Source organism: Geodermatophilus pulveris (assembly GCF_900188375.1).
GTDB classification, from domain to species: Bacteria; Actinomycetota; Actinomycetes; order Mycobacteriales; family Geodermatophilaceae; genus Geodermatophilus; species Geodermatophilus pulveris.
On record NZ_FZOO01000007.1, the window covers coordinates 149,377 to 174,127 of the forward strand.

The 24,751-nt window shown below is 74.7% G+C and carries 21 protein-coding genes and 1 pseudogene; 12 read left to right on the plus strand and 10 right to left on the minus strand.

Translation table 11 applies throughout. The annotated features are described in order from the left end of the window. Nucleotides 1-191: 191 nt before the first annotated feature. Together CHB98_RS15085 and CHB98_RS21735 are read right to left on the minus strand one after the other, a co-directional pair. Nucleotides 192-1,397: an erythromycin esterase family protein gene (locus CHB98_RS15085; RefSeq protein WP_179224537.1), complete on the minus strand. Its 1,206-nt coding sequence runs from the start codon at nucleotides 1,395-1,397 to the stop codon at nucleotides 192-194. A 116-nt stretch (nucleotides 1,398-1,513) separates the two neighbouring features. Continuing rightward, nucleotides 1,514-2,251 carry a hypothetical protein gene (locus CHB98_RS21735; RefSeq protein WP_179224539.1) on the minus strand — a complete coding sequence of 246 codons (738 nt, stop codon included), beginning with the start codon at nucleotides 2,249-2,251 and terminating at the stop codon, nucleotides 1,514-1,516. A gap of 682 nt (nucleotides 2,252-2,933) precedes the next feature. Between CHB98_RS21735 and CHB98_RS23085 the strand changes: the two are divergent. Together CHB98_RS23085 and CHB98_RS15105 are read left to right on the plus strand one after the other, a co-directional pair. Next, nucleotides 2,934-3,119, plus strand: a pseudogene (locus tag CHB98_RS23085) (transposase); the annotation flags it as partial. Nucleotides 3,120-3,567: 448 nt separating this feature from the next. Further along, the gene (locus CHB98_RS15105; RefSeq protein WP_245821181.1) at nucleotides 3,568-4,998 is read left to right on the plus strand and encodes a M28 family peptidase; all 1,431 of its coding nucleotides are present in this window, start codon (nucleotides 3,568-3,570) and stop codon (nucleotides 4,996-4,998) included. Nucleotides 4,999-5,434: 436 nt separating this feature from the next. Here CHB98_RS15105 and CHB98_RS15110 read toward each other — a convergent pair whose 3' ends face one another. Beyond that, complete coding sequence (locus tag CHB98_RS15110; RefSeq protein WP_179224541.1) at nucleotides 5,435-7,153, minus strand: putative bifunctional diguanylate cyclase/phosphodiesterase; 1,719 nt, start codon at nucleotides 7,151-7,153, stop codon at nucleotides 5,435-5,437. A 429-nt stretch (nucleotides 7,154-7,582) separates the two neighbouring features. On the opposite strand from CHB98_RS15110, the gene CHB98_RS15115 reads away from it, so the two are divergent. From CHB98_RS15115 to CHB98_RS15140, 6 genes are all read left to right on the plus strand, one after another. Further along, a complete protein-coding gene (locus CHB98_RS15115) occupies nucleotides 7,583-8,947 on the plus strand; it encodes an aminotransferase class V-fold PLP-dependent enzyme (protein ID WP_179224543.1) in 1,365 nt (454 codons plus the stop codon). 125 nt (nucleotides 8,948-9,072) lie between these two features. Next, on the plus strand, nucleotides 9,073-11,283 hold the full coding sequence (locus CHB98_RS15120) for a putative bifunctional diguanylate cyclase/phosphodiesterase (protein WP_143425097.1): 2,211 nt from the start codon (nucleotides 9,073-9,075) through the stop codon (nucleotides 11,281-11,283). 157 nt (nucleotides 11,284-11,440) lie between these two features. Beyond that, nucleotides 11,441-11,737, plus strand: a complete 297-nt coding sequence (locus CHB98_RS15125; protein ID WP_089306420.1) for a hypothetical protein — start codon at nucleotides 11,441-11,443, stop codon at nucleotides 11,735-11,737. A gap of 199 nt (nucleotides 11,738-11,936) precedes the next feature. Then, the gene (locus CHB98_RS15130; RefSeq protein WP_089306421.1) at nucleotides 11,937-12,257 is read left to right on the plus strand and encodes a GNAT family N-acetyltransferase; all 321 of its coding nucleotides are present in this window, start codon (nucleotides 11,937-11,939) and stop codon (nucleotides 12,255-12,257) included. 37 nt (nucleotides 12,258-12,294) lie between these two features. Beyond that, on the plus strand, nucleotides 12,295-13,662 hold the full coding sequence (locus CHB98_RS15135) for a cryptochrome/photolyase family protein (RefSeq protein ID WP_089306422.1): 1,368 nt from the start codon (nucleotides 12,295-12,297) through the stop codon (nucleotides 13,660-13,662). Further along, nucleotides 13,655-14,464 (plus strand): Fpg/Nei family DNA glycosylase, encoded by an 810-nt coding sequence (locus tag CHB98_RS15140; RefSeq protein ID WP_089306423.1) that lies wholly within the window; start codon nucleotides 13,655-13,657, stop codon nucleotides 14,462-14,464. The genes CHB98_RS15135 and CHB98_RS15140 overlap by 8 nt, the downstream gene beginning before the upstream one ends. Here CHB98_RS15140 and CHB98_RS15145 read toward each other — a convergent pair whose 3' ends face one another. Then, nucleotides 14,465-14,776, minus strand: a complete 312-nt coding sequence (locus CHB98_RS15145; RefSeq protein WP_089306424.1) for a putative quinol monooxygenase — start codon at nucleotides 14,774-14,776, stop codon at nucleotides 14,465-14,467. It abuts the gene before it with no gap. Nucleotides 14,777-14,844: 68 nt separating this feature from the next. On the opposite strand from CHB98_RS15145, the gene CHB98_RS15150 reads away from it, so the two are divergent. After that, nucleotides 14,845-16,266: an FAD-dependent oxidoreductase gene (locus CHB98_RS15150; RefSeq protein WP_089306425.1), complete on the plus strand. Its 1,422-nt coding sequence runs from the start codon at nucleotides 14,845-14,847 to the stop codon at nucleotides 16,264-16,266. On the opposite strand, the gene CHB98_RS15155 is transcribed toward CHB98_RS15150, so the two are convergent. Continuing rightward, a complete protein-coding gene (locus CHB98_RS15155) occupies nucleotides 16,267-17,349 on the minus strand; it encodes an inositol monophosphatase family protein (RefSeq protein WP_089306426.1) in 1,083 nt (360 codons plus the stop codon). Between the two features lie 68 nt (nucleotides 17,350-17,417). Here CHB98_RS15155 and CHB98_RS15160 point away from each other — a divergent pair, with 68 nt between their 5' ends. Then, a complete protein-coding gene (locus CHB98_RS15160; RefSeq protein ID WP_089306427.1) occupies nucleotides 17,418-18,350 on the plus strand; it encodes an SMP-30/gluconolactonase/LRE family protein in 933 nt (310 codons plus the stop codon). A gap of 13 nt (nucleotides 18,351-18,363) precedes the next feature. Here CHB98_RS15160 and CHB98_RS15165 read toward each other — a convergent pair whose 3' ends face one another. From CHB98_RS15165 to CHB98_RS15180, 4 genes are read right to left on the minus strand one after another with little or no spacing between them, the layout of a single operon-like run. Beyond that, entirely contained in the window at nucleotides 18,364-19,281 is a 918-nt protein-coding gene (locus CHB98_RS15165; RefSeq protein WP_245821183.1) for a tetratricopeptide repeat protein, read from the minus strand. Nucleotides 19,282-19,301: 20 nt separating this feature from the next. Then, nucleotides 19,302-20,492 carry an ABC transporter permease gene (locus tag CHB98_RS15170; protein ID WP_089306428.1) on the minus strand — a complete coding sequence of 397 codons (1,191 nt, stop codon included), beginning with the start codon at nucleotides 20,490-20,492 and terminating at the stop codon, nucleotides 19,302-19,304. Further along, on the minus strand, nucleotides 20,489-21,400 hold the full coding sequence (locus CHB98_RS15175; protein WP_089306429.1) for an ABC transporter ATP-binding protein: 912 nt from the start codon (nucleotides 21,398-21,400) through the stop codon (nucleotides 20,489-20,491). Before CHB98_RS15175 ends, CHB98_RS15170 begins: the two co-directional genes overlap by 4 nt. A gap of 48 nt (nucleotides 21,401-21,448) precedes the next feature. Beyond that, entirely contained in the window at nucleotides 21,449-22,159 is a 711-nt protein-coding gene (locus CHB98_RS15180) for a type 1 glutamine amidotransferase family protein (protein ID WP_089306430.1), read from the minus strand. Nucleotides 22,160-22,240: 81 nt separating this feature from the next. On the opposite strand from CHB98_RS15180, the gene CHB98_RS15185 reads away from it, so the two are divergent. Then, nucleotides 22,241-22,915, plus strand: a complete 675-nt coding sequence (locus CHB98_RS15185; protein ID WP_089306431.1) for a UdgX family uracil-DNA binding protein — start codon at nucleotides 22,241-22,243, stop codon at nucleotides 22,913-22,915. Between the two features lie 51 nt (nucleotides 22,916-22,966). Further along, complete coding sequence (locus CHB98_RS15190) at nucleotides 22,967-23,410, plus strand: organic hydroperoxide resistance protein (RefSeq protein ID WP_089306432.1); 444 nt, start codon at nucleotides 22,967-22,969, stop codon at nucleotides 23,408-23,410. 13 nt (nucleotides 23,411-23,423) lie between these two features. Here the strand turns inward: CHB98_RS15190 and CHB98_RS15195 are convergent, their stop codons facing one another. Beyond that, nucleotides 23,424-24,749 carry an MFS transporter gene (locus tag CHB98_RS15195; RefSeq protein ID WP_089306433.1) on the minus strand — a complete coding sequence of 442 codons (1,326 nt, stop codon included), beginning with the start codon at nucleotides 24,747-24,749 and terminating at the stop codon, nucleotides 23,424-23,426. Nucleotides 24,750-24,751: the final 2 nt, after the last annotated feature.

A 24,751-nucleotide genomic window follows, 5' to 3' on the forward strand; every position in this document is an offset into this window, starting at 1 on the left:
ACACGGTGTCCCGCCGGCCGATGGTCTACAGGTCAGCGAAAATGGCCGGGTGCTCGAGGACAGCGCCTCGGAGACCTCGCCAACCAAGGATCCTTCGCCATGACAGTGGCAACAGCGGGCAAGGCCGCTGCGACCAACGCCTACGAAACCCTGTGTCACAGGGTCGTCACTGCGCCTCGCGGGTGACAGGGCTATGAGAGGTCGCTCGTTCCCGGGCGGCGCCTGCGCGCAGCACGGGGAGGCCGCGGGAGCAGCGTCGACGAACTGATCTTCCGGTGGTAGACGATGCCGTCGTAAGCGCGCCCCGGGTCGATGTGGGTCACCGACGTCCGGTAGACGACGGGGACGACTTGGGCGCCGTACGCGCGTGCGGTGCTGTGACGGGACAGCGCCTTTGCTGTCCAGCCCGCGTGCTGGCGGAGGTCAAGAACGTATGCGTCTCCGTCGACCCGGTCGAGCACGTGCTCGACCAGCGGCAGGCCCGCCATCAGCGTCACGCGCCGCCGGCGAGGGCGGCGTTGCAGGGACGGGGCGATGACGCTCTTGGCGAGGAACTCTCCTCGCCCGAAGAGCTGCGCTAGCGCGTAGTACCGATCGCCGAGCTCGTCGGCGAGGATCGCGCCGAGCGGGCGGTACCGGGCGTCAACGGGGACCTCCCGCGAGATGTGCACATTGTGGGCGAGCAGCACCACCGGTGCCCGGCCTTGCCCGTCCGCGGCCCTATGGAGTGTCAGCAGGTCCGCCATGCGCTGGTCGCGGAGGCCCTCCCGAGCCCCGGGGTGAAGCCCGCGCCGCCGCATGTCCGTCTCTAGCTCCAACCCGGTGAGCAGAACGCGGCAGTCGAGCAGGGCCGCCCGCGCGAGCTCGTCGCCGGAGGCCGCGCCTGCGCTGCTGACGCCGCACTCGTGGGCGAGCAGCGCCTCCCGGACGCCGGTCGCGGCCTCGATCAGCCCGGGCAGGTCCCGGTCCCTCGCCAAGAGCTTCCCGTCGCGTTCGGCGAGCGGGGCAAGGCGGTCGAGCGCTGCCACGGCGGCCCGGCCGCCGGGGGGAGACCTGCGCAGACGCGCCAGAGCCGAGCCGGCCCCGTTGGGGTCGACGCCGACGACCCGGACCCTGTCGGATACCGGGTGCCGGGCATTCCACGACGCGATCCAGGCCAGGAACTCCAGCATCTCCCGCACGTTCCAGGTCCAGTAACCCAGGCCGCCGAGGGCGTCCACGATCTGGGCCTCGGTCGGGCCACAGCCGAGGGTCCGGTCCAGATCCACGGTCGCCGCAGCGCTCGCCTCAAGCGCGACCAGGCGCACGCCGTGGTCCTGGACCATCTGGCGGACGATCGCCGCGCGAGTCCGGAAGAACTCACTGCTGCCGTGGGTAGCCTCGCCGACGGCGAGCACGTCGCTGGTGGCTGCCGCGGACGGAAGCGGGAGGACCCCATCCGCCGCCGGGCCACGCGCGGCACCCCGCACCCGGTCGACCGCTGCGCGGTCCAATTCCAATTCAGGCATGCCGGTCAGTCCCGGTAGCCGCGCGCTTGGGTGAGCAACATGCTCCGGTATCCGTTAGCCGAGATCATAAGGTCGGAGTGGCTCTTGACGTGGACCCATCGCCTGCCCGGCAGTTGAACCGGCTCTTCGCGGTTCCTGGTGAACGATCCCCTGCGGGACGCCGCCGCCGCGAAGATCGCGATGTCGCCGTAGCGCCTTCCCCCTCGGCAAGTGCGGTTCCGCCCCGTTGCGTTCAAAATCTTCAGATGCACCTCGCCGACTTTACCGCTATCGCCGAGGCGTCCCGCGAGTCTGGGGGAGGATTCACAGCGTTCCGTACAGCCGAGCGAGTGCTCGAGCTCGGGTGGCCGGATGACGTCGCTGAGCAGTGGCTGTACGACCACTCTGACAAGGGGCCATTTCTCCGGGACTACGGCGATGTCGATCTGTCGCTTATCCACTGGGACCTCGAAGCGCTGCGAGCCGCAGACATCGCCGCGATGCCGACAGGCCCTTCGGAGCGCGACATCATCGATGAGTTCGCTGCGGATCCTGACCACTGGATCAACGTGCGAGACTCGGGCGTCCACCTCGGTGTCGCGCAAATGTGGGATTTCCACGGCACCTGGAAGCGGTGGCCTGTCTTGATCGACCGCAGGTTGCTCAGGCCGCCGGGCGCTGGCCTCCAGGTCGTCGAGGGTCGGACTCGTGTCGGAATCCTCAAGGGCCGCCTCAAGCAGGGTGCGTTCGTTGCGGATCGGCACCTGGCATGGGTCGGACGCTCGGGTGCAGCTCAGGACGCGACGTAAGGCATGCCGCTGGTCAACCATCCGCACCATGACCGGTAACAAGATCGTCTGTCCGGAGAACCCTCGACATCGCCTGGAGCCGCTGAGCCGCCACTACCCGCGCGTCCTGACGATCAGGACGCAACGGGGGTCCATCGTTCGGCGACTGTCCGACGACGGGGTGCGTGCCTTCGAGTGCGTGACCTGCCGGATCATCATCGAGACTAGCGACTGAGGACTGAGTGGGCACGGCGTGGTGGTCCCGAGTGCTCCGCGGGCCACCACGCCGGTCACCAACCGTCCGGCCAAGCAGACCAGCTCCAGGGTCGCTGCAGGCATCCACAGGTCTCGCCACCCTGCCGGCGGCGCCGCTGTTTCCGCGCCTCCGCCAGCAGCCGGCGTTGGGATAGGGCGGAGGTGCCGGAGATGAGCGGCCCGGGTAGGTCCGGCGAGCCCGCCAGTGCCTGGCAACGGGCCCGAACGCCGGGCGCCCACCTTGCAGTCCGCACAGAGTCCGCAGAAAGTCCGCGGAATGTCCGTCTTCCACCATCGCGAGCCAACGACCTCCCTTACCCATAAACGCAGCTCAGAGCGCTGGTTCAGGTGATCCGGGCAGGTCAGCGGCTCACCCGTCAATCATGTCCGGGATCACGCCACGATCGCCCGCCGCGGCATCGAGACCAGCGATCGGCTGGGCCGGCACCGCTGGGTCATCGAGCGCTCTCTGGCCTGGCTGACCGGCTACCGCCGGCTGACCCTGCGCTATGAGCCCTGCGCCCGGCTGTTCACCGCATTCCTCACCCTGGCCGCAACGCTCACCTGCTACAAGAAGCTCTCCACGTGAGACAAGCCTCAAAGCGATGGCGAGTCGGTGACGTGCCGGTGACGCACGCCCGGGAGGCTTTGTATTACGACGCAGACCGGGCACGGGGGACGAGGATGGCCTTCTACCGCTCACCGCATGGATACAGCAGAGACCGTGCTATTACCAAGGGAGGAATGACGGTGGAAAACGAAGGTCACGGCTACGACATCGAGGTAGGCTTTGTTGGCGGACTAAGAAGACGTTGCGGAAGTCCTGCTCCGCTTGACCCGCCGACAGGCCGCGCTGGTGAGGCGCCCGTCGCGCAGCGGGCCAACCCCGCTGGCGTACTTCCGCAACGACTCGTAAATCCCGGTCAGCAAGCCGCGTTCACGTCAGCAGCGGACCGCTGGTCTCTGATCATCTCTGCCGACGGGCCCGCCGCTGCGAAGCCGAGCGCGCCGGAGTGGTCGCTGTGACCGCGGCGGACGTGCCTCCCGGGAAGGTGCTGGAGCACCTCGAGGTGTTCCAGGCCATCGCCAACGCCAACAACGGCAACCGGGCCTCGGGCACGTCCGGCTACCGGGGCAGCGTCGACTACGTGGTCGGCAGGCTGAGGGCCGCCCGCTACGCCCCGCGGGTCCAGGACTTCTCCATCCCCTTCTTCCAGGAGGTCAGCCCGGCCACGGTCAGCGCGGGCGGCAGGCAGCTCGCCGCCGAGGACGTCGCGGTCATGACCTATTCCGGCTCCGGGACCGTGACGGCACCGGTGCAGGCCGTGGGAACGACCGGCGAGACGGGCGCGAGCACCAGCGGGTGCGAGGCCGGGGACTTCGCCGACTTCGTGCCGGGGAACATCGCCCTGCTCCAGCGGGGCACGTGCGCCTTCGGGGTGAAGGCCGCCAACGCGGCGGCCGCCGGGGCGTCCGCGGTGCTGATCTTCAACACGGGACTGCCCGGGGCGGAGGGGGCGGTCGCCGGCACCCTGGGCGAACCGGGGGTGACGACCGTCCCCGTGGTCGGCCTGAGCTACACCGCCGGGGTCGCCCTGCTGGGCGGGGTCGAGGTGACGGTCAGCACGCAGACCGTCTCCGAGACCCGGGAGACCTCCAACATCCTCGCCGAGACCCGCTCGGGTGACCCGGAGCGCACGGTCATGGTCGGCGCGCACCTGGACAGCGTCCCGCAGGGCCCCGGGATCAACGACAACGCCTCCGGCTCCGCGGGGATCCTGGCCATCGCCGAGGTGCTCGCGGGCACGGAGACCGCCAACGCCGTGCGCTTCGCCTGGTGGGGCGCGGAGGAGGTCGGCCTGCACGGGTCCCGCCACTACGTCGCGGACCTCAAGACCAACGACCCCGCGACGCTCGGCAACGTCGCGCTGTACCTGAACTTCGACATGATCGGCTCCCCGAACCACGGCCGCTTCGTCTACGACGGCGACGCCTCGGCGTTCGGCCCGGACGACGGCTCGGTGCCCGCCCCGGCCGGCCCGGCCGTGATCGAGGCGGCCTTCCACGAGCACTTCGGCTCCCTGGGCCTGCCCTCGGGCGAGACCGAGTTCAGCGGCCGCAGCGACTACGGGCCGTTCATCGCCGAGGGCATTGCCTCCGGCGGGCTCTTCACCGGCGCCGAGGGGATCAAGACCGTGGAACAGGCCGCGCTGTTCGGCGGCCGGACCGGCATCGGCTACGACTTCTGCTACCACGCGTCGTGCGACGACCTCAGTAACATCGACCACCGGGCGCTGGACGAGATGACCGGCGCGGCCTCCGCCGTGATCCTGCGCTTCGCCAACTCCCCCCTGGACCTCGAGGAGCAGGGCCGGCGGCTACTCGCCGCCGTGGCGCCCGTACCCGCCGCCACCGTCGACCAGGGACACGGCCCGAGCAACGCCGCCGAGGCGAGACAGCTGCGCTGAGGCGGTCGCGGTGGGGCCGATGCCCGGCCCCACCGCGGGGGCCGTGGCCCGCACAGGATCCAACGGTCACGAGCAGGCCGGGCAGCCGCGTCTGTCCGCGCGTGGACGATGCTCCTGGACCGCGACCGACTGTGCGGAGGAACGCGTCAGTGGCCGCGTCCTGAGTCTCGACGGTGGAGCGCCCTCACACCTCTGCCTGCTTCTCTACGACCGGCGTCCCTCCGACTGTCGCAGGGCGGGGGGGTGGGCCGTAGGCCCATCCCGTAGGGACGCGGAGCGCCCTCCAGGCGAACGGGACAGGCGGAGGACTGCCATCGGGTGGGAGGCGGCACCTCCAGCACCGGCACGGCGTCCCAGGGCGGAGGTCTGACGCTCGGCTGCTCGCGCTTGCTGACATGTGGTCAGCACTCCGTCGCCCCTCGCGCCGCCGGGTCCTTCACACCGGGACGGGGATGCCGGCGGCGGCGGCGGGCTTCTTCCCGATGAGCATCAGCTTGACCGCGTCCCCCGCCGACAGCGGCCGCGAGAAGTGGTAGCCCTGGCCGAGCGGGCAGTCGAGGGCGCGCAGCGCCTGGAGCTGATCGCCGTCCTCGAGGCCCTCGGCGACCACCTCCAGGTGCAGGTTCTGGCCGAGCTGGGTGATCGCGGCGACGAGGGCATGGCCCTCGAGACTGGTCGCGACCCCGTCGATGAAGGACTTGTCGATCTTCAGGGTGTCGATCGGGAAGCGTCGCAGGTAGGACAGCGACGAGTAGCCCGTGCCGAAGTCGTCGAGCGCCAACCGCACGCCGAGGTCCTTGAGCAGCCCGATCTTGCGAGACGTCGCCTCGATGTCCTGCGCGAACAGCGACTCGGTGATCTCCAGGGTGAGCAGTGACGGCTCGAGACCCGATCGGGCCAGCGCGTCGGCGACGTCGTGGACGAGGTCGGGGTGCTGGAACTGCCGGACCGAGACGTTGACGCTCATGCGCAGCCGGCCCAGGGGCGAGCGGTTCTGCCACTCGGCCGCCTGACGGATGGCCTCCTGCAGCACCCAGCGGCCGATCGGCACGATGAGGCCGTTCTCCTCGGCCAGCGGGATGAACTCGAGCGGGGACACCAGACCGCGTTCGGGGTGCCGCCACCGGAGCAGCGCCTCGAAACCGATGACGCGCTGGGTGGGGATGTCCACGATCGGCTGGTAGTGCAGCTGGAGCTGCCCGGCGTCGAGCGCCCCGGACAGCTCGGCCCGGACGGCGTCGCGCTGCAGCATGGCCGTGTGGTGGCTGGGCTGGAAGACCTCCAGGCGGCCCTTGCCGCCCGTCTTGGCCCGGTACATCGCCAGGTCCGCGGCACGCAGCATGTCGATGCCGCTCGCGGCGCAGGCCTCCGACGTCGCCAGACCGATGCTCAGCCCGGTCCGCGCGAGATGACCGTTGATCTGCACCGGCGCGCGCAGGGAGTCGATGATGCGCAGTGCCACCCGTTCGGCCTGGTGCGGGCTCCCGGGCCCGACGAGGAGGATGGCGAACTCGTCGCCGGACAGGCGGGCCACCGTGTCGGTGTCCCGGACGACGCCCGTCATGCGCTCGCCGAGCATCCTGATGAGGATGTCGCCGCCCTCGTGCCCCAGGCTGTCGTTGACCGCCTTGAGGTTGTCCACGTCGAGGAACAGCACGGCGGACTGCATGCCGGACTCCTGCCGGAGCCTGTCGGCCTCAGCGAGCTCGTCCATGAACCTGGCACGGTTGGGGAGCCCGGTGAGCATGTCGTGGTAGGCCTGGTACCGCAGTCGGTTCTCGAGCTCCTGCCGGCCTTCCACCGCCCCCAGCAGACTGTTGAACGCGCGACCGGCCTCGCCGATCTGGTCGTTGGAGTCGATGGTGATCCGCTCGAACACCGCCTCCGACCAGTCACCGGTCTCGGTCGCGGACGTGATGGAGCTGGTGGCTGCCCGGAGGTGGCCGCCGAGGACCTCCATCCGGCCACCGACGACGCCGCGGCAGAGGGCGTAGTTCATCGCACCCACCAGGAAGCCGGCCAGCAGACAGGCGGACCGGAAGCTCGGCCGGTGCGCGATGGCCTCCGGCACGCCCAGCAGCAGCGCGAACGGCGGGAAGACCAGACCGACGACGAGTCCCAGACCGACCATGTAGATGGCCATGTCCCAGAACACGCGCGAGGTCAGGCGGAGGCCACGGCGGTTACGGGACCCCGTCTCGCCGTGGGGAGCGTGCGTCGTCATGGCTGGCGTATCGGTGCCGGTGCGTGGTGGCTTGAGCGAATCGACCCCTCTTCCTCCGGCACCCCACCATTCTTGGGGAGTGCGGGCGCTCTCCGGCGTCCGCGTCCCGGTCCGACTCGGGCGCTCCCACCGGGTCCGGCCGGCGCCCGATGCCTCGTACCCTCCTGCCCGGCCGCCGTGCCCGGCCGTGGAGGCGATCGGGTGGATGGCACGGACCGGCGACGCCGGGACACCTGCCCTGCGACAGGAGCTCGTCGGCGGTGGACGCCCATCCCCGTCGGAATGCTCGCGCCCGCATTCCAGGGAGATTGTTCCCGTCGCACATTAAAGTCCGGCCGGGAAACGGTCGATGACGGTGGCATGGAGATGTCCCTGTCCTTCACGGCCGGTCAATTCGTGGGAGACGACCTGTGGGTGTCCGTGCTCGACGGCGACCCTCGCCAGTACGTCGACCTCGACACCGCCGCGACCAGTTCCGCCTCGGTCGCGGTCGCCCACGCGGTCCAGGAGTTCCTGCCGTGGTACGCGAGCGTGCACCGCGGTGCAGGGATCCGGTCCCAGCTGACCAGCGCCCGGTACGAGGGCGCCCGCGACACCATGGTGCGGTTCGTCGGGGGCGACCCGGCGACGCACGTGGCCCTGTTCCCGCGCAACACCACCGAGGCACTCAACCTGCTGGCGTTCCGCCTGGACCTCACCAAGGACGACGTCGTCGTCACCACGGCCGTGGAGCACCACGCCAACCTGCTGCCCTGGCAGCGGCACGCCCGGCTGCGGGTCGTGGACGTCGACGAGCAGGGGACCTTCGACGTCGCCGCCGTCGAGGCGGCCCTGGACCAGCACCCGCGGCCCAGGGTCCTGGCGGTCACCGGCGGCTCCAACGTCACCGGCTGGCTGCCCGACCTCCGCGGCATCGCGGCCGCAGCGCACCAGCGCGGCGTCCTGGTGGTCGTCGACGGAGCGCAGCTCGTGCCGCACCGCCCCGTCGACATCTCCGCACTCGGCGTCGACGTGATCGCCTTCTCCGGGCACAAGATGTACGCGCCGTTCGGCGCCGGTGCCCTGATCGCCCCGCGGTCGCTGTTCACGGACGGGGAACCGTTCCTCGTGGGTGGCGGTGCGGTGGGGGCGGTGTCGTTCGACGACGTCGTCTGGGCCAACGGCCCGGACCGCGACGACGCCGGTTCCCCCAACGTCATCGGCGTCGTGGCCCTGACCGCCTCCGCGCAGGAGCTCAGCAGCGACGGCTGGTCGTCGGCGCTCGCCCACGAGGAGCACCTCCTGCGCGCGCTGGACTCCGAGCTGGCCTCGGTTCCGGGCCTGCACCGGCTCGGGCCCGTCACCGGGGACCGGCTGCCGGTGGCCACGTTCAACCTCGAGGGCGTGCCGCACGGGCTGCTGGCTGCCCGGCTCGCCAACGAGTACGCGATCGGCACCCGCAGCGGCTGCTTCTGCGCACACCCGTACATGGGCCGGCTGCTCGGGCTGTCGGAGGGCGAGGTCGGCCGGTTCCACGCCGACGTCCGCGCCGGCTTCCGCCACCGGCTCCCGGGTGCGGTGCGGGTGAGCGCCAACCGCCAGACCTACCTCACCGACATCCCGGTGCTCGGGCAGGCGCTGCGGGAGATCGCGGCCACCCCGGAGGGGGCCGCGCGGTACGAGCTCGACGAACGCGGCGACTTCGTCCCGCGGGAGCGCGTCCTCGTGCCGGCGCCGGTGTGCTGACCGAGGACCGAGGAGCGAGCCCGTCCCCCGGGGTGATCCGTGGACGGGATGCACAGGGGGTCAGCACACGGGTCCGGCCTGCCGATGAGCAGTAGGTGGATGACCGGGCCGACGACCGACCGGCCGTGACCGCTGCGCGGGGACGAGGCGGCAGGGGTCCCGGTTTCCGGCTGACCGCCCGGGTCTTCTGGGACCTGGCCATCTACATGGTGGGGCTCGGGCTCGCGGTCGGGCTCGTCTTCCCCCCCTTCGCCACGGCGCTGGGTGTACCCGGCGTCTACGCCGAACGGTCGTGGTTCCGCGCTGCCTGCCTGATCGCCGGCTTCCTCGTCGGCGCGATGAGCTACGCCCTGTGCCGCTGGGTGGTCGGCGGCCGGCTCGCCCTGCTCAGCGCCCACCTGCGCCGGGTCGCCGAGGCCGTGGCGCACGCCAGTCGCACGGGGGACTGGTCGGCGTCGAACTCCGCGCGCATCCGCGTGGACTCCGACGACCAGCTGGGCGAGACGGCACAGGCGTTCAACAGCCTGCTGGACGCACTCGAAGCGGGGCAGCACTTCCGCTCCCTCATCCGCAACGCCTCCGACGTCATCACCATCGTCGACGAGACGGGCGACGTCAGCTACCAGACACCGTCGGTCGGCTGGGTCCTGGGCTACCCGCCCGGAGCGCTGATCGGCACCCACCTCGCCGCCCTCATCCACCCCGAGGACGCCGAGGACTTCGCCGACCAGGTCGCGCGGACGGAGCCCGGGATGCCGGCGCAGGCGCCGATCAGCTGCCGGATGCGCCACCGCAACGGGTCCTGGCGATGGACCGAGACCGTGGTCAACAACCTGCTGCACGACCCCACCGTGAGCGGGGTGGTGCTCAGCACCCGCGACGTCAGCGACCGGCGGGAGCTCGAGGAGCAGCTCCGCACCCAGGCGTTCTACGACCAGCTCACCGAACTGCCCAACCGCGCCTACCTGCTCGGCCGGCTGCGGGAGGCCGAGGAGGCCCTCGCGCTCCACGGCACGCCCCTGGCGCTGCTCTACCTCGACATGGACAACCTCAAGGCCGTCAACGACCACGTCGGCCACGAGGGCGGCGACCGGCTGCTGCAGGTCGTCAGCTCGCGGATCGCCGACTGCCTGCGGCCGGGCGACGTGTTCGCCCGGCTGGAGGGCGACGAGTTCGCCGTCCTGCTCACCGGGCCGGCCAGCGAGCGGGAGGCCGGGCGCACCGCCGAGCGGATCCTCGCCGCGCTGACGCCGCCGGTCCTCATCGACGACAGCTTCGTCCAACCAGCCGCGAGTCTCGGGCTCGCCACCTCGGCCGCCAGCGCCAGCAGCGGGGTCGGACTGCTCCGGGCGGCCGATGTCGCCCTGTCCGTCTCGAAGAACACCGGGAAGGGGCGGTACGCCACCTTCCAACCCCACCACCACGCCGTCCAGGTCGAGCGCGAGCGCCTGCAGGTCGATCTCGAGCAGGCGCTCGACGCCGAACAGCTCGTGCTGCACTACCAGCCCCTCGTGGACCTGGCCAGCGGTCGCGTCACCGGCTACGAGGCCCTGCTGCGCTGGCAGCACCCGCACCGTGGGCTGGTGTCGCCCGCTGACTTCATCCCCCTCGCCGAGAGTTCGGGCATCATCGTCCCGATCGGCCGCTGGGTGCTCCGTGAAGCGACGCAGCAGGCTGCCGGGTGGCAGCACTCGGGCCCACCGGACGGGGTCCACGTCAGCGTCAACGTGTCCGTCCGCCAGTTCCGCCATCCCGACCTGGTCCGGGACGTCGCAGACGCCCTGCGCCGATCCGGTCTGCCCGGGCACCTGCTCACCCTGGAGATCACCGAGAGCCTGTTCGCGACCGACATCGCCGACGTCACGTCGACGCTCGAGCGCCTGAAGGACCTCGGCGTGCGACTGGCCCTCGACGACTTCGGGACCGGGTACTCGTCGCTGTCCTACCTGCGTCACTTCCCCTTCGACACCCTCAAGATCGACAAGTCCTTCATCGAGGGCATCGACGTGAACCGGCAGAACCAGGCCGTGGCCGGCGCGATCGTCACCCTCGGCCAGACCCTGGACCTGAGCCTCGTGGCCGAGGGCATCGAGACGTCCGGCGAACTGCGCAGCCTGGAGGCGCTCGGGGTGCAGCTCGGCCAGGGCTTCCACCTGGGCCGTCCGGGGCCGGCCGCGCTGGTCTGCCCCAGCCCGGGCATCCGCCCTGCCGACCGCAGGGACCTCGGGTCGGTGGGTGCCCCCCTCCGGGGCCCGATGGACACGAGGACCCGGCCGACCAGGATCAGCGCGCTCCCCCCGGTCCCGCACCGCGGCCGCCACGCCGCCGGCGGCTGACCTCCACCACGCGAGCCGATCCGGTCACGAGCCCGCTGGGACGACGTCGACCCGACGGCGGGTACCCGGGCGGCCCCGGGCGGTCCCGCCACTCCCCGTGCACGCCCGTCGGGCCGGCGGTGGGCTGAGGTCCGGCGTCCGCGGGTAGGTCCGGCACATGGCACTGCGCAACGCGGCGGTCGCGGCCGCCGGCCAGTGGGTCGACCCCGACGACGGCGTCCGCTACCCCGCGGGCGAGGTGCACGGGTGGGAGCGCGGCCGCAACGAGACCGTGTGCGGCCTGTCGCTGAGCAGGTCGCTGCTGGCCCGCTTCCCGCACGTCCCCTGGGCCGACGTGCAGCCGGCGTCCGGCCGCCACGCCGAGGAGGTGCAGGCGGTGTGCCGCCGGTGCGCCGCGGCGCTGGGCCGGCGTCGGGACGACCGCGGCTGGACGCGCACGAACCCCCGACCCTGACCGGTCAGCGGCGCCCGCGGGGCCTCGGCCACCGGGCCGAGGCGCTCGGTGGACCGGGAGTGGAGGGGCACGGCTCCCCACTACCCACGCGGGCGACATCCTCCGCGCGCGGCATCCCCGCGGGCTGCAACGCGTTACCGTCTCTGCACGCAGGCCGAGCCCCGGCAACGGCGCCGGGGACGAGCGGAGGGGATCCAGCATGGAGACGAGCGTGGTCGACGTCCCGGAACGGGGACGTTTCGAGATACGGCTCGGCGACCGGGTCGTGGGCCTGGCCAGCTACCACGTCGAGGACGGCACCATGGCGCTGCCGCACACCGAGGTGGACCCCTCGATGGGTGGCCGCGGCATCGGCTCGGCGCTGGTCGCCGGTGTGCTCGCCGCCGCCCGGGAGCGCGGGGTGACCGTGCTGCCCTACTGCTCCTTCGTCCGCCACTACATCGAGCAGCACCCCGAGGTCCTCGACCTCGTGGCCGAGGCCGACCGGCCGCAGTTCGGCCTGGCCACCGCCGACCACTGACCTGCAGGCCCGCGCAGCGCTGCCTACCCTCGCGGGGGTGCCCACCGCGCTGCTCTGGTTCCGCCGCGACCTGAGGCTGGGCGACCACCCCGCCCTGCTGGAGGCGGTCGCGGCCGCCGGACCCGACGGCGCCGTCGTCCCGGTCTTCGTCTTCGACCCCCGGCTGTGGGGCCCCTCCGGGCTGCCCCGCCGGCAGTTCCTGCTCGACTGCCTGGCCGACCTCGACCGGCAGGCCGGCGGCGCCCTCGTGCTGCGGCACGGCGACCCGGCGCGGGTGCTGCCCGGCCTCGTCCGGGAGGTGGGCGCGGTGGGCGTGCACGTCTCGGCCGACACCGGCGTCTACGGCCGGGAGCGGGACGCCGCGGTCGAGCGGGCACTCGGCGGCGTGCCGCTCGTGCGCACCGGCTCGCCCTACGCGGTGACGCCCGGCCGGGTCACCAAGTCCGACGGGACGCCGTTCCGCGTCTTCTCCCCCTTCGCCCGCGCCTGGCGGGAGCACGGCTGGCGCGACCCGGCGCCCCGGCCCGACGCGGTGCCGTGGGCCACCGGCGTCGCCTCCGAGGACCCGCCGGAGGTCACCGGCCTGGACGGCGTCGCGCTGCCCCCGGCCGGTGAGGCGGCCGGCCTGGACGCCTGGCGGCGGTTCCGGGCGCAGCGGCTGGAGGGCTACAGGACCAGCCGCAACACCCCCGGCACCGATGGCACCAGCCGGCTGTCGGCCTACCTGAAGTACGGCTGCGTGCACCCGCGCACGCTGCTGGCCGACCTCGCCGGCCTGGACTCCGAGTCCGCCGACAGCTTCCGCAACGAGCTGGCCTGGCGGGACTTCTACGCCGACGTCCTGTGGCACCGCCCGGAGTCCGCCCGCGAGCCGCTGGACCGGCGGATGCAGGCGATGACCTACGACAGCGGCCCGGAGGCCGAGGAGCGCTTCGCCGCGTGGGCGGAGGGCCGCACCGGCTACCCGGTCGTGGACGCCGGGATGCGCCAGCTGCTCGGCGAGGCCTACGTGCACAACCGGGTGCGCATGATCGTCGCCTCGTTCCTGGTCAAGGACCTGCACGTGGACTGGCGGCGCGGCGCCCGCCACTTCATGTCCCACCTGGTCGACGGCGACCTGGCCAGCAACAACCACGGCTGGCAGTGGGTCGCCGGCACCGGCACCGACGCCTCGCCCTACTACCGGGTCTTCAACCCCACCCGGCAGGGCAAGGAGTTCGACCCCGGCGGCGACTACGTGCGCCGCTGGGTGCCCGAGCTGCGCGACGTCCCGGCCCGCTACGTGCACGAGCCGTGGCTGGCGCCGGCCGGCGTCCCGGCCGGGTACCCGCTGCCGGTCGTCGACCACGCCGAGGAGCGCCGGGTGGCCCTGGAGCGGTACGAGCGGGTCCGCGACCGTGCCTGAGGGCCACACCCTGTTCCGGCTGGCCCGGGACCAGTCGCTCGCCTTCGCCGGCCGTCCGGTGCACGTGACCAGCCCGCAGGGCCGCTTCGCCGCAGGCGCGGCCCTGCTCGACGGCCGGGTGCTCGACGAGGTGACCTCCTACGGCAAGCACCTGTTCGCCTGCTTCGGCCCGGACACCCTGCACGTGCACCTGGGCCTCTACGGGAAGTACACCGCCGGCAGCGGGCACCCCCCGCCGCCGCGCGGGGCGCTGCGGATGCGCTGGGAGGGCGAGGGCCCCGACGGCCTGGGCGTGTGGACCGACCTGCGCGGCGCCACCGCCTGCGAGGTGCTCACCGCCCCGGAGGTCGACCGCATCCTCGACCGGCTCGGCCCCGACCCGCTGCGCCCGCGCGCCGACGGCACGGTGGCGCACCGGCGGATCGCCGCCAGCCGCACCGCGATCGGCGCGCTGCTCATGGACCAGTCCGTGCTGGCGGGGGTCGGCAACGTGTACCGCGCCGAGATCCTGTTCCGGCACGGCGTCTCCCCGTTCCGCCCCGGCCGGGAGGTGGACGCCGGCACGTGGGCGGCGATGTGGACCGACCTGGTGGTGCTCCTGCGCTCCGGCGTCCGGATGGGCCGGATCGTCACCACCCGCCCCGAGCACCGCGGCCGCCGCGGCGGCGCCGTCCGGCGGGAGGACGCGCACTACGTCTACCGGCGCACCGGGCTGCCCTGCCGGCTGTGCGGGACGCCGGTGCGCACGGAGCTGATGGTGGCCCGCAACCTGCACTGGTGCCCGGTCTGCCAGGCCGTGTGACTACAGCGCCCCCTTGGCCTCCTCGCCGGCCGGCACGGCGCTGAGCACCTGGAGCTCCGGGGTGCCGGCCAGCTTGCCCTCCAGCTGCCGGGACAGCTCGGTGAACGGCTCGCCCTTCCCGTGCGCGGCCAGCGCCTCCGGGCCGGCCCACTGCTCGATCATCACCAGGGCGCCGTCGCGCGCCTCGTGCAGCGCGTAGCGCTCGCACCCCTCCTCCGCGTGCACCCGCGGGATCGCGGCCAGCACGGCCTCGCGGACGGCCTGGGCGTGCTCGGGCTGCGGGGTGATGCTGGCGATGACGACGACGGACACGGGCTGCCTCCTGGGGACGGGGTCTGCGAGCCTGGTGCTTGCCCACCCGGGCGGGTCAGGATGCGTGGGTGACGGCCGACGACGAGACCGGTCCCCCGCCCGCCCCGGCACGGCTGCGGGTGGCCGTCGTGGGCGCCGGGCCGGCGGGCATCTACACCGCCGAGGCGCTGACCCGGCAGCAGGACGTGCCGGTCGCCGTCGACCTGGTCGACCGGCTGCCCACCCCGTTCGGCCTGGTCCGGCACGGCATCGCCCCCGACCACCCGAAGATGCGGGCCATCCGCGACACCCTGCACCGGGCGCTGGACCACCCCGCGGTGCGCTTCGTCGGCAACGTCGAGATCGGCCGGGACATCTCCTGCCGCGACCTGCACGCCGCCGTCGACGCCGTCGTCTACACCTACGGCGCCGCGCTGGACCGGCAGCTGGGCGTGCCCGGCGAGGAGCTGCCCGGCAGCCTGGCCGCCACCGAGCTGGTCGCCTGGTACACCGGCCACCCCGACGCCGACCGGGCCAGGGTGGAGGCGGCCCTGGCGCGGGCCCGGTCGGTCGTCGTGGTCGGGGTCGGCAACGTGGCGCTCGACGTGGCCCGCGTGCTGGCCCGAACGCCCGCGGAGCTCGAGCCCACCGACATGCCCCAGCACGTCCTCGACACCCTCGCCGCCGCGCCGGTCGAGGCGGTCACCGTGCTCGGCCGCCGCGGCCCGGCGCAGGCCACCTTCACCACCCAGGAGCTGCGCGAGCTCGGCGAGCTGGCCGGCGCCGACGTGCTGGTCGACCCGGCCGACCTCGACCTGGACCCCGCCACCGAGGAACGGGTGGCCGCCGACCGGGTGGCCTCGCGCAACCTGGCGGTGCTGCGCGACTGGGCCGGCCACGGGCCCCGCCCGGGCCGGGCGACGGTGACCCTGCGGTTCTTCAGCCGCCCGGTGCGCCTGCTGGGCGAGGACCGGGTGACCGGCGTCGAGGTGGAGCGCACCCTGGTCGACGCCGACGGCCGCGCCGCGGGCACCGGCGAGACCACCGTGCTGCCCGCGGACCTGGTCGTCCGCTCGGTCGGCTACCGGGGCGGGGAGCTGCCCGAGCTGCCGCTGGACCCGCACCGCGGCACGGTGCCCAACGAGCTCGGCCGGGTGCTGCGCGGTGGGGAGCCCGCGCCGGGCGAGTACGTGGCCGGGTGGATCAAGCGCGGGCCGACCGGCGTCGTGGGCACCAACAAGCACGACGCCCGGGAGACGGTGGCCACCCTGCTGGCCGACGTCGCCGCCGGCGTGGTCCGCCCCGGCGGCAGCGCGGACGCCGGCCCGGACGGCGACCTGGTGGGCGCCCTGCGGGCCCGCGGCGCCGACCCGGTGCTGCTGGAGGACTGGCGGGCCATCGACGCCGCGGAGACCGCCCTCGGCGCCACCCGCGGGCGGGCCCGCACCACGCTGCACGAGTGGGAGACGCTGCTGGCCGCCGTGAAGGCGGCGGCCGCCCGCGTCCGCTGATCAGGCCAGCTCGCGCAGCAGCTCCCGGGCCCGCTGCTCGGTGCCGGCGGCGACGAAGCGGATCAGCGTCTCGGTGTCCGGGCGCAGCAGCAGCGGCTCCCCGTCGCGGTCCAGGGCCACCCCGCCGGCGGCGGACAGCAGGGCCAGCCCACCGGCGACGTCGTGCACGTGGGTGCCGCTGCGGTCCAGGTTCTGCCAGGCGCCGGCGGCGCCGTCGGCGACCAGGCAGACGTCGACGGCGGTGCAGCCGGTCACCCGCACCCGCCGGGCGGTGCGCGGCACGCGGACCGCCGACCCGGACGGCGCCGTCGGGGCCACGACGGTGCCGGCGTCCCGCGGCCGCACCGGCACCCCGTCGCGGTACGCCCCGCCACCGGCCGCCCCGGACCAGCGGCGGCCGGAGGACAGGTCGGCGACCAGGCCGGCGACCGGCCGGCCGTCCTGCACCAGCGCCGCGGAGAACGCCCAGGGGGCCAGCCCCGCGCGGAAGTTGCCGGTGCCGTCCAGCGGGTCGAGGACCACCCACGGCTCGTCGCCGGAGACGGGGCGGTCGGAGCGCTCCTCGCTGAGCACGGTCACCCCCAGCGGGCGCAGCGCGTGCGCCGCGGCCAGGTGCGCGGCCTCGTCGGCGCCCAGCGACGGGCTGCCGTCGGACTTCGTGGTGTCCTGGCCGGTGTCCCGGGCCAGCGCGACGGCCACCTCCACCCGGGTGGCCGCCAGCGCGGCCAGGTGCAGGAACCGCGCGGCCGGCGGCGCGCCCTCCGCCGGCGGCGGGACGGGCACGACGTCGTCCCGCAGGCCGTCGCGCACCCGCTCGCAGCCCCAGCCGGCCGCGGTGGCGGTCACCGCCGGCTCGGTGGCCCGGGCGCCGCGGCGGGCGACCAGCACCGCCTCGGCGTGCCCGTCGGCGGCCCACCCGCGGCGCAGCAGGGCGACGGCGCCCCCGCCGTCGACGAGCAGGCGCAGGCCCGGGTCGCTGAGGGTGGTCGCCAGCGCGGCCGGCGCGACGCCGAGCGCCCGCGCCGCGGCCTGCACGTCGCCGGAGCCCCGGGCCACCCGGAGGTCGACCGGCTCCGTGCCCATGGTGGACAAGCATCGGCTGCGGGCCCGCCTGGCGCGCGTCGGGGCGGCCGCGCCGGGACGATGCCGGGGTGCACCGACTCACCGCCACGCCCGTGCCCGGCCTGCCGCCCGCCCAGCACGGGGAGGGCCCGACCTGGGACGCCGGGCGCGCGGAGCTGCTGTGGGTGGACATCGCCGCGGGGCAGGTCCGGCGGGCCGTGGTCACCGCCGACGGCGGCCTCACCGAGACGGGGGTGCACCGCGGCGGGGACACCGTCGGCGCCGTCGTCCCGGCGGCGGCCGGCGGGTGGCTGCTGGCCGCGGACGGCGGCTTGACCCACCTCGCCGCCGACGGCACCGCCCGGGTGCTCGTGGCCCTCGCCGGGGAGGGCGGGACCGCGGAGGGCGGCGGCACGCGGATGAACGACGCGGCCTGCGACCCCGCCGGGCGGTTCCTCGCCGGGACGATGGCCTTCGACGAGCGGCCGGGCGCCGGCGCGCTGTACCGGCTGGACCTCGACGGCACCGTGACCACCGTGCTCGACGGGCTGACCGTCTCCAACGGCATCGACTGGTCCCCGGACGGGCGCACCGTCTACCTCGCCGACTCCGGCCCGGGCGTGGTGCACGCGTTCGGCTACGACCCGGACACCGGGGCGTTCGGCGCCGGCCGGCTGCTCCTGCAGTCAGGCGGGGACGACGGCGTGGCCGACGGTCTCACCGTCGACGACGAGGGCTGCGTGTGGACCGCGCTGTGGGGCGGCGGGCAGGTGCGCCGCTGGTCACCGGACGGCGACCTGCTCGCCGTGGTGGAGGTACCCGGGGTGACGCAGACGTCGAGCTGCGCCTTCGCCGGCCCCGGCCGGGACCTGCTGGTCGTCAGCACGTCGGCGGAGGGGCTGGACGACGCCGCACGGGCCGCCCAGCCCGACGCCGGCCGGTTGTTCACCGCCCGCCCGGGGGTCACCGGCCCGCCGGCGCGCCCCTACCGCGGGCCGCTGTCGGGGATCGTCCAGCGCTGAGGCCCGCCTCCGGTCAGGCGCCGCCGAGCTCGCGCAGCGCCTCCGCGGCGAGGTCGTCGCCGTCGGCCGCGCCCAGCCGGAAGTGCTCGACGGCACCGTCGAGGTCGCCGCGGTCGGCCAGCAGCACGGCCAGGTTGTGGTGGCAGTAGCCGTCGCCGGCGGCGATGCCGGCGCGGTAGGCCTCCTCGGCCGCCTCCTCGTCGCGCAGCTCCTCGGCGTAGAAGTTGCCCAGCGGCAGCCACGCCTGCGCCTCGCCGAGCTTGGCGCCGCGCTCCAGGGTGGAGCGGGCCTGCGGCACCCGGCCGGTGACCCGCAGCAGCGAGGCCAGCGCGACCCGGGCGCCCGGGTAGCGGTCGGCCGCGGCCCGCAGGTCGGCCTCCAGTGACGTGTCGTGCGAGGCGGCCCACCGCCAGCAGGCGGCCACGGCGGCGGCGACGTCGTCCCCCGCCGCGGCGAGCTCGGCCACCACCTCGAGGGCCTGCTCCTGCTCGCCCTGCTCGTGCAGCAGGAAGGCCAGGTGCATCCGGCCCTGGGCGTCCCCGGCCGCGACGGCACCGCGGTAGGCGCGCAGGGCGCCGGCCCGGTCGCCGAGCTCCTCGAGCACCACGCCGAGGTTCAGCCAGGCGTCGCGCTCGCCGCCGGCCAGCGCGCGCTCGTAGGCGTCGATCGCGTCGGGGACCCGCCCGCGCGCGGCCAGGGAGTTGCCGAGGTTGAACCAGCCGAGGGCGTCGCCCAGCTCGGCGGCCCGCCGGAAGCAGCGCTCGGCGTCCCGGTGCCGGCCGGCGTCGGCCAGGTCGCAGCCGAGCTCGATGACGGCGTCGGCGTCCCGGCAGGCGCGCAGCCGCCGGAGGCGCCCGTCCAGGTCCTCCCGCATGCCGGTGATCATCACCGCGGCCGGGGGCGCCGTCGTCCCCCGGCAGGTGACTCTCACCCGTCGGAGGGCGGTGCCGCTCAGCCGCGCTCGGCGCGCAGCGCCTCGCGGATCCGGGTCCGCCCGCTGGTGCGCAGCAGCGCGCCGGCGTAGACCCGCCCACCGACCCGCACGATGAGCGCGATCGCCACCAGCATGAGGACGACGGCCAGCAGCACCTGCCACGGGGCGGCCTCCCCGGCCGCCTGGCGGACCGGCATCACCAGCGGCGAGAGGCCCGGCACGTAGGAGGTGACCGTGGCCAGCGTGCCGCCGGGGTCGCCGGCCGCCTGGATGGCCACCACGAAGCCGCCGACGAGCAGCATCGACGCCGGCGTGAGCACGCTGCCGAGGTCCTCCTGCCGGCTGACCAGCGACGCGGCGACGGCGAAGACGCAGGCGTAGAAGGCGTAGCCGAGGACGAACCAGGCGACCACGGTGGCCACCGTGCCGACCAGCTCCCCCGGGACGTCGACCAGGTCGAGGGCCAGCGCGGCGGTCACCCCCACCACGCCGATGACCACGATCTGCCCGAGGCCGAGCAGCCCGAGGCCGAGCACCTTGCCGGCCAGCAGCTGCCACGGCCGCATGGTCGCCAGCAGCAGCTCCACGACCCGGCTGGCCTTCTCCTCGACGACGCCCTGGGCGACGAACTGGGCGAACAGGATGAGCAGGCCGTAGAGCACGACGACGCCGATGATCGCCACGACCACCTGCTGCCCGTCGTCCGCCGACCCGTCGAGCGTCGTCACCGCCACCTCGGGCAGGGCCTGCAGCTCCACCCCGGCCGCCAGCAGCCGGTCGGAGACCGCCACGCCGCTGACCGCGCCGGAGACGAGCGCCTCCAGGGTCGCGTCCCGGCCGGCGAGCAGCAGCTCCGGGGTGGGGCCGGCCCCGTCGAGCAGGGCGCCGTCGACCTCCTCGGCCTCCACCGCGGCCCGCGCCGCCGCCTCGTCGGGCAGCTCGACGACGTCCACGTCCAGGCCGACCGCGCCGGCCTGGGCCTCCACGGCCGGCCCGAGCCGCCCGTCCTCGGCCACGATGCCCAACCGGCTCACCCCGTCGCCCGCGCTGACCACCACCTGGAAGGCCATGAGCCCCAGCAGCAGGACGACGATGACGACGGAGCTGACGATGAAGTTCTTGTCCCGGATGCGGCTGGACACCTCCCGCGCGGCCACCAGCCGCACCAGGGCGGCGCTGCCCGGGTCGCGGGGGCCGGAGGCGGTCACGCGGCGACCGCCCGGCCCGGCGCGGCGACGGCCTCGCGGAACAGCTCGACCAGGGTCGGCTCGCGCCAGGCGAAGTGGGTGACCCGCCCGGTGCGCAGCGCCGCGGCCAACACGGCCTGGTCGTCTGCCCCGGCGGCCAGCTCGAGCAGGGTGTCGCCGGCGCGCTCGGAGGCCACCCGGACGCCGGGCAGCCCGGCCGCCCAGCCCGCGGGCGCGTCGGGGACCACCACCCGCAGCAGCCGGCCGGCCTCGCGGCGGCGCAGCTCGGCGACCGGCCCGGCGGCGACCATCGTGCCGCGCGCCAGGATGCCGACGGCGTCGCAGAGCCGCTCGACGAGGTCCAGCTGGTGGCTGGAGAAGACGACCGGCACACCGCCGCGGACCTGCTCGAGCAGCGCCTCGGCCAGGGCGTCGACCCCGACCGGGTCCAGGCCGGAGAACGGCTCGTCGAGGATGAGCACCTCCGGCCGGCCGACCAGGGCCGCGGCCAGCTGCACCCGCTGCTGGTTGCCCAGCGACAGCTTCTCCACCTGGTCGCGGCGGCGCTCGCCCAGCCCGAGGCGCTCGGCCCAGTGGTCGGCCGCGCGGGCGGCCGGGGCGGCGTCCAGGCCGTGCAGCCGGGCCAGGTAGGTCAGCTGCTCGGCGACCCGCATCCGGGGGTAGAGGCCGCGCTCCTCGGGCATGTAGCCGATCCGCCGGCGCAGCGCCTGGTCCAGCGGCCGCCTGCGCCAGCGCACCTCGCCGGCGTCGGCGCGGGCCAGCCCCATGGCGATCCGCATCGTGGTCGTCTTGCCGGCCCCGTTCGCGCCGCAGAAGCCGAACATCGAGCCGGGCGCGACGGTGAACGAGACGCCGTCGAGCACCCGGTCGGCCCCGTAGCTCTTGCACAGCCCGTCGAACTCCAGCACGCGCGCTCCCCAGGACGTGGACCCGCCGCCGACGCTAGCGGGGACCGCTCAGTGCACGCAGGCCCCGCTCCGCAGCGCGGTCACGGTCACGGCCGCGCCGCCGCCGTCCACCAGCCAGGCGGTGCCGCGCCCGGCCACCCGCGCTCCGTCGCCGTCGAGGTGGACGGCGGTGTCCTCGTCGAGCGCCAGCCCCCGCCCGGCACCGGCCACGGCGGTCAGCAGCCGCGGGAGGGTGCCCCACTGCGCGCAGTGCACGTCGACGGTCCACGGCGCCAGGCCCAGCCCCTCGACGACGGCGACCTCGTGCAGGTCCTCGGCGGCGTCCTCCGGGCAGACCGGCACCCCGCCGGAGCGCCAGCCGCCGACGAGGGCGCGGCCGGCGGCGACCGCCGCGCCGGCGGGGAACCCGCCGTAGGGCCGGTCACCCGCGGCCAGCCAGGCCCGCAGCTCCCCGGCGGCCGGTGCCAGCGCGGCGGCGTAGGCCGGGGTGAGGCCGCCGCAGACGAGCACCGCGTCCGCGTCGCCCAGCGCGGCCACGTCCAGCCGGCCGCCCAGCGGCACCAGCACCGGCACCGGCTCGCAGGTCGCCGTCCGCCGCAGGGCCCCGGCCCACCGCGCGGCCTGCGCCCCGCCGTCCCCCTCGTCGACCACCAGCGTGGCGACGACCGGTGCGGTGCCGGCGGCCTCCAGGAACGGCCCGTACACGGCGGCCGCGGCCGACGGGTCCCATCCCCCGCCGATCAGGTGGACGCTGGGCACGGCGGACTCCCCGGGGGTCGGTGGGTGTGGTGACGACAGTCTGCCTCGCGGGCCGGGCGCGGCCGGTGTCTCATCAGGGTCATGAGCCAGGAGAACGTGCCGGCGCAGCCGCCGACCGGGGTCGGGCTGGAGGGGCTGCGCGCCGCCGCGGCCGGCTGCCGGGCCTGCGAGCTGTGGGAGCCGGCGACCCAGACCGTCTTCGGCGAGGGCCCGGAGACCGCCCGGGTGGTCTTCGTCGGCGAGCAGCCCGGCGACCAGGAGGACCGCAGGGGCGAGCCGTTCGTCGGCCCGGCCGGGCGGCTGCTGGACCGGGCCCTGGGCGACGCCGGCATCGAGCGCGGCGACGCGTACATCACCAACGCCGTCAAGCACTTCCGCTTCACGCCGACGCCCAAGCGGCGGCTGCACCAGACGCCCGGGCCGGAGCACCTGCGCGCCTGCCGCCCGTGGCTGGAGGCGGAGTTCGCCGTCCTGCAGCCGGAGGTCGTCGTCTGCCTCGGTGCCACCGCCGCCAAGGCGCTGATCTCCCCGTCGTTCCGGATCACCAGGGAGCGCGGGCAGCTGCTGCCGTGGACCCCGCCGGGCGCGGACACGCTGTTCAGCGCGGCCGACGACGACGAGGACGCCCCCCACCAGACCTGGATGCTGGCCACCACGCACCCCTCGGCCATCCTGCGGACGCCGGACGAGGCCCGCCCGGCCGCCTACGACGCGCTCGTCGCCGACCTGCGGGTGGTCGCCCAGGCGCTGGCCTGAGCGCCGGCTGCCGCCGTGCGGGCACCCGGCCGGCCGGGTAGGACGGTGCCCATGGACCGCATCTACACCGCCGAGGCGACCGCCACCGGCGCCCGCACCGGCGAGGTGGCCTCCTCCGACGGGCGGCTGGAGGCCCAGCTGTCCCGGCCGTCGGAGATGGGCGGGGACGGCGGCCCGGGCACCAACCCCGAGCAGCTGTTCGCCGCGGGCTACGCCGCGTGCTTCCACAGCGCCATGCGCTTCGGGCTGGAGGAGCTCGGGCTGGGCCCGTCGGCGCTGGATGGCTCCTCGGTCACCGCCCGGGTGCACTTCCTGCGGGGCTCGCCCGGCGACTTCGGGCTGGCCGTGGACCTCTCCGCCCGGCTGCCGCGGCTGGACGAGGAGCAGGCCCGGCAGCTGATGGAGAAGACGCACACCGTCTGCCCGTACTCCCGGGCCACCGCGGGCAACGTCGAGGTCGTCCTGCACGTCGTCCCGACGTCCTCGGCCGCCTAGCCGGAGGGTCCGCTCACCCGCGTGCAGGGGGCTGGGCCGACCGGGAGGCCCGGAAGGCCCAGAAGGACGGGACGGCCAGCGCGACGACGACCATCGCGGCGACCACCAGCACGCCGCCGGACACCATCGCCACGGTGACCCCGGCGGCGCTGGCGACGGCACCGGCCCGGAGGTCGCCCAGCCGCGGCCCGCCGGCGACCACGACGAGGAAGACGCCCTGCATCCGGCCGCGCATCCCCTCCGGTGCGGCCAGCTGCAGCATCGAGGAGCGCAGCACCGCGCTCACCATGTCGCCGGCACCGGCCACGGCCAGGCAGAGGACGGCCAGCCACAGCGTCGGCGCGAACCCGAAGCCGATGATCGCCACGGCCCACACCGCGATGGCGGCGATGACCACCGCGCCCTGGCGGTCCACCCGGGACACCCACCCGGAGGTCAGCCCCATGAGCAGCGCGCCGATCGAGATGCCGGCGAACAGCCAGCCCAGCGCGGCCGGCGAGCCGGCGAAGCGGCCCTCGGCCAGCTCGGGGAAGACCGCCTGCGGCCAGGCGAAGAGCATCGCGACCACGTCGACCACGAAGGTCATCAGCAGCACCGGCTGGGTGCGCAGGAAGGCGAAGCCCTCGCCGACGCCGCGCACCGCGGCGCCCAGCCGCAGCGGCCCGGCGTCCCGCCCGGGCGGCAGCGGCGGCAGCCCGCGCAGCAGCCAGACGGCGACCAGGAACCCCACCGCGTCCAGGGCGTAGGTGACCGGCAGGCCGCCGAGGGCGATGAGCAGCCCGGCCAGCAGCGGGCCGGCGATGACGCCCACCTGGCGCACCGTCATCGCCAGGGCGTTCGCCGCCGGGACGCCGGCGTCCCCGACGAGCGCGGGGATGACCGCGCTGCGGGTGGGCTGGTTGACCGCGACCAGACCGGACATCGCCGCGGTCAGCACCCACAGCAGCGCCAGGTCGCCGCCCCCGGGCAGCAGCGCCTGGCCGGCCAGCAGCACGGCGGTGACCGCCGAGCCGACGCCGGTGACCAGCAGGAGGCGCCGGCGGTCCATCGAGTCGGCGATCGCCCCGCCGAGCAGGCCGAAGACGACCAGCGGCACCAGCGCCACGACCGAGGTGACGCCGACCATCAGCGAGGACCCGGTGAGGGCGTAGACCTGGTACGGGACGGCGACCAGCGTCATCTGCTGGCCGAGCATCGTGGCCGCCACGCCCCAGAACAGCCGGCGGAAGTGCGGGTTCCGCAGCGGCGTGGTGTCGATCGCCCAGGCCCGGCGGGGTCCGGGCGGGACCGGCTCCGCGACGGGGGCGCCGCCCTCGACCGGGTCGACCGGGGAGGTCACCG